Origin of the sequence: Capnocytophaga canimorsus, assembly GCF_002302565.1 — a bacterium.
Lineage (GTDB): Bacteria > Bacteroidota > Bacteroidia > Flavobacteriales > Flavobacteriaceae > Capnocytophaga > Capnocytophaga canimorsus.
On sequence record NZ_CP022382.1, the window covers coordinates 2,141,742 to 2,150,000 of the forward strand.

3 protein-coding genes, 2 tRNA genes and 1 rRNA gene (1 of these 6 cut by a window edge) are annotated in these 8,259 nt (G+C 37.6%); all 6 read left to right on the top strand.

Going from position 1 to position 8,259, the window contains the following annotated elements:
* The first annotated feature begins 124 nt into the window (after nucleotides 1-124).
* Nucleotides 125-2,758: a valine--tRNA ligase gene (locus CGC47_RS09405; protein ID WP_041998764.1), complete on the top strand. Its 2,634-nt coding sequence runs from the start codon at nucleotides 125-127 to the stop codon at nucleotides 2,756-2,758.
* A gap of 121 nt (nucleotides 2,759-2,879) precedes the next feature.
* Entirely contained in the window at nucleotides 2,880-4,238 is a 1,359-nt protein-coding gene (gene dgt / locus CGC47_RS09410) for a dGTP triphosphohydrolase (RefSeq protein WP_095900279.1), read from the top strand.
* A gap of 57 nt (nucleotides 4,239-4,295) precedes the next feature.
* Nucleotides 4,296-5,009, top strand: coding sequence for a hypothetical protein (locus CGC47_RS09415; RefSeq protein ID WP_157908818.1), 714 nt, complete (start codon nucleotides 4,296-4,298; stop codon nucleotides 5,007-5,009).
* Between the two features lie 1,338 nt (nucleotides 5,010-6,347).
* Nucleotides 6,348-7,863 (top strand): 16S ribosomal RNA (locus CGC47_RS09420).
* A gap of 150 nt (nucleotides 7,864-8,013) precedes the next feature.
* Nucleotides 8,014-8,087, top strand: a tRNA-Ile gene (locus CGC47_RS09425).
* Nucleotides 8,088-8,219: 132 nt separating this feature from the next.
* Nucleotides 8,220-8,259, top strand: a tRNA-Ala gene (locus CGC47_RS09430) (it continues 34 nt past the right edge of the window).

An 8,259-nucleotide genomic window follows, 5' to 3' on the forward strand; every position in this document is an offset into this window, starting at 1 on the left:
AATTAGTTTTACTTTTATTCCTTCATTTTAATAAATGTGGGGGCAAATGTATTTTTATTTCTTTAAATACGCAAGAAGTTTTACATTTGCACAATAATTTAACAAACAAAAATCAAGCCAAAGTATGGAAATCCCTTCAAAATATTTACCCAATTCGGTAGAAGCCAAATGGTACGAATACTGGATGAAACACAATTTCTTCCACTCAACTCCCGATGAAAGAACACCTTACACCATTGTAATTCCCCCGCCAAACGTTACGGGAATTTTGCATATGGGGCATATGCTCAATAACACAATTCAAGATGTACTTATCCGCCGTGCAAGGCTAAAAGGTTTCAATGCTTGTTGGGTGCCGGGTACCGACCACGCTTCTATTGCCACCGAAGCCAAAGTAGTGGCAAAGCTCAAAGAACAAGGCATCGACAAAGCCAACCTCACACGTGAGGAATTCCTCAAACACGCTTGGGATTGGACGCATCAGTATGGGGGCGTTATCCTTGAGCAGCTCAAAAAACTCGGCTGTTCGTGCGATTGGGACAGAACCAAATTCACCCTTGATGATGACCTTTATGCTTCAGTGATAAAGGTGTTTGTCGATTTATACAATAAAGGATACATCTATCGCGGATATCGAATGGTTAATTGGGACCCCGAAGCCAAAACCACACTTTCGGATGAAGAGGTTATTTATAAAGAACAGAACGGAAAACTTTTCTATCTGAAATACAAAATAGAAGGTTCAGAGGAATATCTTTTGGTTGCTACCACGCGTCCTGAAACCATTTTCGGAGATATTGCCGTTTGTATCAACCCCAAAGATGAGCGTTACAAACATCTGAAAGGCAAAAGAGTAATCGTGCCGATTGTTAATCGTATTGTGCCGATTATCGAAGACGAATACGTGGATATTGAGTTTGGAACAGGAGCTTTGAAAATCACTCCGGCTCACGACAAAAACGACTACGAAATCGGCGAACGCCATAAACTCGAAATCATCGACGCCTTTACCGACGATGCCAAACTGAATCATCACGGATTGCATTACGAAGGAAAAGACCGATTTGTGGTTCGCAAAGAGATAGTTAAAGAACTCGAAGCAAAAGATTTATTGCTGAAAACGGAAGATTACCTTAATAAAGTCGGTACATCGGAGCGTACAGGGGCTGTTATCGAACAACGCCCACTCGACCAATGGTTTTTGAAGATGGAAGATTTGGTAAAACCTGCCATCAGCGGAGTTTTGGAAAGCGAAGAAATCAATTTCTTCCCCAAAAGATATGAAAATACCTATCGCCATTGGATGGAAAACATCCGCGATTGGAACATTTCGCGTCAGCTTTGGTGGGGACAACAAATTCCGGCGTATTATTATGGTAGCGGAAAAGAAGATTTCGTAGTTGCCGAAACCAAAGAAAAAGCCTTAGAATTGGCAAAAGCAAAATCTAATAACTATTCCCTAACAACTAATGACTTAAAGCAGGACGAAGACGCTCTCGATACGTGGTTCTCTTCTTGGTTGTGGCCAATGAGCGTTTTTGGCGGAATTTTAGACCCTGAAAACAAAGAATACAATTATTATTATCCTACCAATGATTTGGTTACAGGTCCTGATATTATTTTCTTTTGGGTGGCGAGAATGATTATGGCAGGGTACGAATTCAAAGGGAAAAAACCTTTTACCAATGTTTATTTCACGGGGATTGTTCGCGACAAGCAGGGACGAAAAATGTCCAAACAATTAGGAAATTCGCCCGATGCGTTGAAATTGATTGATGACTTTGGTGCGGACGGCGTTCGTGTGGGGCTTTTATTGTCGTCCGCAGCAGGAAATGACTTACTTTTCGATGAGGCTCTTTGTCAGCAAGGTAGCGGATTTGCCAACAAGATTTGGAATGCCTTCCGACTCGTAAAAGGTTGGGAAATTTCGGAAGCTAATCAGCCTGAAAACAATCGAATTGCCATCGAATGGTACCGAAATAAGTTCCAAAAGGTACTTGCCGAAACCGAAGACGATTTTGCAAAATACAGAATCTCCGATGCCTTGATGAAAATTTACAAATTGGTGTGGGACGACTTCTGTTCGTGGCTCTTGGAGATGGTAAAACCTGCTTACGGACAGCCAATTGACCAAAAAACGTTTACCGAAATCATCGCCATTTTTGAAGATAACCTCAAATTGTTACATCCGTTTATGCCGTTTATTACGGAGGAAATCTGGCAACATATCACCGAGCGAAAACCTCAGGAGGCTCTGGTAGTGGCAAAATATCCTGAAATAACTTCGTTTGATGAGCAGATTTTAGCCGAATTTGAGACCGCTGCCGAAGTAATTTCGGGCATTAGAACCATACGAAAAGAGAAAAACATTCCGTTTAAGGAAGAAATGCCCCTTTCGGTACTCAACAACGAACAAACGGCAACGACTTTCGATGTGATTATCGCCAAATTAGGGAATTTGTCCGAACTGAAATATGTTAGCCAAAAGGTAGAGGGGGCGATTTCGTTCCGAGTGAAGTCCAACGAGTATTTTATCCCGATGCAGGGCAACATCAATGTAGAGGAAGAAATCAAAAAACTCGAAGAGGAACTCAAATATACGCAAGGCTTTTTGGCTTCGGTGGAGAAAAAACTCTCCAACGAGAAATTTGTCAGCTCCGCTCCTGAAAAAGTGGTGGAAATGGAACGTAAAAAACAAGCCGACGCACTAGCGAAGATTGAAACCATTCAACAAAGCCTTAAAAACCTGCGGGGGTAAGGAAAAGGAAAAAGTGTAAAGGATAAAGTTACAAGAAAGGGCGAAAGATTTTTTCGCTTTTACGTAGAGCATATACGAATACATAGACATTCAATACCAATTATAAACTAAATTAAATATTATGTATAGAGAAAAATGGAAACTTTTGCTTGGAGAAAAAAGATTTAGAGAAAAATCTCCAACAATACCTACTGATGGAAGAAATCCCTTTGAAAATGATTATGGTAGACTTATTTCAAGTTCCCCTATTAGACGTCTACAGGATAAGACACAAGTCTTTCCACTAGAACAGAGCGATTATATAAGAACGAGATTAACCCATTCCCTTGAAGTATCCTATATTGCTAGCTCAATAGGTCAGAGTATTGAAAAAGTTTTACTCAAAAAAGGAGATATTACTGATGATCAAAAAGGACTTCTTAGTTCACTTCTTAGAGTTGCTGGATTAGTTCACGACCTAGGAAACCCCCCATTCGGACATTTCGGAGAAAAAGCTATAGCTACTTTTTTTTCAGATTATTTTGATAAAAAAAGTACATCCCTTAATGATAATGAAAAAGCTGATTTGAAATATTTTGATGGTAATGTTCAAACATTTAGGATATTATCCAAGCTATATTACTTTGGAGATGGTTTTGGCTATAATTTAACCTATTCTTCACTAGCTTCAATCGTAAAATATCCTTTCAGTTCCGTAGAGGGCAATCAAGGAGATTCAGAGGATATTGCTAAGAAGAAGTTTGGATACTTTGTTACAGAAGAGAGTTTATATAAAGAAATAGATGGATATTTACAACTAAACAACAAGAGAAATCCTATTACTTATTTACTTGAAGCTGCTGATGATATTGCGTATAGTGCAGCAGATATAGAAGATAGTATAAAGCTTGGTATTATAGATATAAACAAAGTAAGAAAAATCTTTAATGAAAACTTATCTAAAAATAAAATACAAGTCCTTAAAGAGTTAGATTCACTAACTAACAAATTTTGGGATGAGAGGGACTCCTCCTTAGTTATACAAAAGTTTAGAATTTTCACCCAAAGAATTATGATTGAAAAAATTATAGAAACTTTTGAAAACAATTATGATAAAATTATGGAAGGAACTATGAAAGAAGAAATTATCAAAATTTCAGAAGCCTCTGACATAAGAAAAGCATATAAAGAATTACAATCTATTGTTTTTAAAGATAAATGTATTATTAAAAAGGAAATTGCGGGATGGGAAGCCATCTATGGGTTGTTAGACATTTTTGTAAAAGCCTCTGAAAGTCCAAGCTTTTGTGAAAAAGAGGGCACTTATGATTCCCGTTTATACAATTTAATATCATCAGATCATAGATATGTGTATGAGAATATTGAAAAGTATAACAACGATGAATATAAAAAACTTCAGATGATAGTAGACTATATCTCTGGAATGACAGATTCTTATGCCATTAATTTATATCAACAATTAAAAGGAATTAAATTATAAATGTTTTTCGAAGAGGAGAATATCAAAAAAAAATTTCAAGATTATTTTGTACACAAAATGAAAGAGAATAACGCTATATCTCTTTTATACAACATCCTTTCTGTTGAGACAGCTTATGTAATAGGTGGTTTTTTCAGAGATTTTTTATATGGGAAAAATAGTCGTGATATAGATATAATAGTAGACATTAAAAGAACACAACTAATCGAAATAATATCGTCCTTTTGCTTTCCCCATAAAGTAAATAGATATGGGGGGATCAAAATCAAGTTAAGTGATTTAGAGTTAGATATTTGGTCTATAGAGGACAATTGGGCTTTCAAAAATAACTTGGTAAAGTTAAATGAAAATGACAAATTGAATAGTATAGCCAAGGGGTGCTTTTACAACTATGATTCATTAGTAATTAATCTCCACAACTTTTCATACAACTTGAAGTATTATAAAGACTTTGTAAAAAATAATCAACTTGATATTCTTCAAAAAAAATCGATATATAAAAATTTAAATCCTTCTGTTGAGGCGAATATAATAAGAGCCTTTTATATAAAGTATAGATTCAATTCTTCTTTAAGCGATAACACTTATTTATATGTGAGTAAAAAACTTGGACATTTACGAGATAAATATGGTAATGTATTGTCTCATCTTAATAAAATTAAACAAACTTATCCGAAGTACAATGAATTAAATTCAGCTTACATAGAGTGTTGTATAGAAGAAATAAAAAAAAATAATAACTATAATAATCAATATCTTCTAGATTTTTAAAGATTACAAAAAACAAATTATTACAAATCAATCAAATAAAGAATTATGTTAACGCGTTTATAAACATTATCAAGATTCTAGCACGTATTTTTTCATTTTAAGGGAATTACCTAAAAGAATAAAACGTGTATCCCAAATCTCTTTATTAAAGTTTTTAATTAAAAAACAAATGACTTCTTATTCTCCCTATTTAAGCGAAACACCAAAACGCTTGTTTTCTTGTTTCGCCTAAATAGGCGAAGCCCCAAAACACGTGGAGGAAACCTTTGCCTAAATAGGTAAAGGTAGAAAACAGCTGTTTTTACATATCGCCTAAGTAGGCGAAGGTTGGGAACATTTGTTTTCTCGTTTCGCCTAAATGATTGCAACTAAACAACAACAAATGTTAAAATTCAACCTAAAAGCGCTTACACAATAATATTTTTGTACATTAGCGGAAAAAGTAAAACACATTACTGATTGTCAAACTAAATTTATACCGCTATGAACAAACTAAACACTTCCATTCGCACTACCCAAATCGATGATGTTTCTGACTTACTTTTGGTGAGAACAAGTGATTGACACGACCAATACCACCATAAAACGAAGAAACAATCAGGGAAAAGGAGATAGTCAAACTAAGAAGTAAAAGAATATAAGGATGAAGACAAAGGATGAAAATGAGGTTGCGAAAGTATTTTTGTCTTTGAGTTTTGCAAATGGGAATATGTAATGTTATTTATTAGGTATATATAGGTATAGGGGGCTACTTGAATGAGTAGTCTTTTGTTGTTATTGTGGGGAAGGATTTGTTTTTGAATTATTTTGACAGAATTGTTTTTTTGGGTTTAACTTTTTGTTTTTCATTATTTTATTTTGTTTAATAAAAAATATTTTAGAAAAAACTTTAAAAAAGTTTGGTGATTAAATAAAAGGTATTACTTTTGCACCCGCTTTTGAGGAGGTCATTAGTTGATAGAGATTAGTGAATAGATGAAAAGCGAAAAGCTCAAAAAATATTTTGAAAAAAAAAACTTTAAAAAGTTTTGGTGATTAAATAAAAAGTATTACTTTTGCACCCGCTTTGAGAAAGTCGTTAGTTAATAGAGATTAGTGATTAGTAATAAAGCGAAAAAGTTCAAAAAAAATATTTTGAAAAAAAACTTTAAAAAGTTTTGTTGGTAAAGAAAAAGTTTTTATCTTTGCCCTCGCTTTTGAAAGCGTAAGGCTAGAGAGCGAAAAAAAGAAATGAGAAGTTCATTGAAAATATTGTTGACAGCACAAGAATAAGATTTAAAGAATTATCCTAAGAGTCGATTACTTTTTTGTTAAAGGTTGCGATATTAAAGATTTTTAACGATGAAGAGTTTGATCCTGGCTCAGGATGAACGCTAGCGGCAGGCCTAACACATGCAAGTCGAGGGGTAGAGTGCTTCGGCACTTGAGACCGGCGCACGGGTGCGTAACACGTGTACAATCTACCTTTTGCTAAGGGATAGCCCGAAGAAATTTGGATTAATACCTTATAGTATTGTTTGGTGGCATCACTGAATAATTAAAGCTCTGGTGGCAAAAGATGAGTACGCGTCCCATTAGCTAGTTGGTGTGGTAACGGCATACCAAGGCTACGATGGGTAGGGGTCCTGAGAGGGAGGTCCCCCACACTGGTACTGAGACACGGACCAGACTCCTACGGGAGGCAGCAGTGAGGAATATTGGACAATGGTCGGAAGACTGATCCAGCCATGCCGCGTGCAGGATGACGGCCTTATGGGTTGTAAACTGCTTTTATACAGGAAGAATAAGGTCTACGAGTAGATTGATGACGGTACTGTATGAATAAGCATCGGCTAACTCCGTGCCAGCAGCCGCGGTAATACGGAGGATGCGAGCGTTATCCGGAATCATTGGGTTTAAAGGGTCCGTAGGCGGGCTTATAAGTCAGAGGTGAAAGCACTGAGCTCAACTGAGTAACTGCCTTTGAAACTGTAGGTCTTGAATGTTTGTGAAGTAGCTGGAATGTGTAGTGTAGCGGTGAAATGCATAGATATTACACAGAACACCGATTGCGAAGGCATGTTACTAACAAATTATTGACGCTGATGGACGAAAGCGTGGGGAGCGAACAGGATTAGATACCCTGGTAGTCCACGCTGTAAACGATGGATACTAGCTGTTTGGAAGTAATTTTGAGTGGCTAAGCGAAAGTGATAAGTATCCCACCTGGGGAGTACGCACGCAAGTGTGAAACTCAAAGGAATTGACGGGGGCCCGCACAAGCGGTGGAGCATGTGGTTTAATTCGATGATACGCGAGGAACCTTACCAAGGTTTAAATGGGAAACGACGTATCTAGAGATAGATATTTCTTCGGACGTTTTTCAAGGTGCTGCATGGTTGTCGTCAGCTCGTGCCGTGAGGTGTCAGGTTAAGTCCTATAACGAGCGCAACCCCTGCTGTTAGTTGCTAGCGAGTCAAGTCGAGCACTCTAACGGGACTGCCGGTGCAAACCGTGAGGAAGGTGGGGATGACGTCAAATCATCACGGCCCTTACATCTTGGGCTACACACGTGCTACAATGGCCGGTACAGCGAGCAGCCACTGCGTGAGCAGGAGCGAATCTATAAAGCCGGTCACAGTTCGGATCGGAGTCTGCAACTCGACTCCGTGAAGCTGGAATCGCTAGTAATCGGATATCAGCCATGATCCGGTGAATACGTTCCCGGGCCTTGTACACACCGCCCGTCAAGCCATGGAAGCTGGGGGTACCTGAAGTCGGTTGCCGCAAGGAGCTGCCTAGGGTAAAACTAGTGACTGGGGCTAAGTCGTAACAAGGTAGCCGTACCGGAAGGTGCGGCTGGAACACCTCCTTTCTAGAGAAATACCTTTATGGGAGTAATTGTAGGGTATTCTTTAAATCTTGTGCAGTCGATATTTCTAAGCTAATTAGAGGTTAGTGATTAGTGTTTAGAAGTTATATAGACTAATTGCTATTTGCTGATGGCTAATAGCTAAAAAGATGCAGTCTCATAGCTCAGCTGGTTAGAGCGCTACACTGATAATGTAGAGGTCGGCAGTTCGAGTCTGCCTGGGACTACTGATAGTGATTAAGTTCATTGATATTAATATTGAAAGGAAATTTTAGAGGTTGATGCTTTTAAGATAGGTAAGAGTTTTGGGATTGATATAAACTATTCCCTATTGCCTAACCCCTAATACCTATATTAATGGGGAATTAGCTCAGCTGGCTAGAGCGCCTGCCTTGCACG

Coding starts and splice junctions, on each gene's coding strand:
- CGC47_RS09415 (WP_157908818.1), top strand. CDS start 4,296: ATGAAAGAGAATAACGCTATATCTCTTTTATACAACATCCTTTCTGTT.
- dgt (WP_095900279.1), top strand. CDS start 2,880: ATGTATAGAGAAAAATGGAAACTTTTGCTTGGAGAAAAAAGATTTAGA.
- CGC47_RS09405 (WP_041998764.1), top strand. CDS start 125: ATGGAAATCCCTTCAAAATATTTACCCAATTCGGTAGAAGCCAAATGG.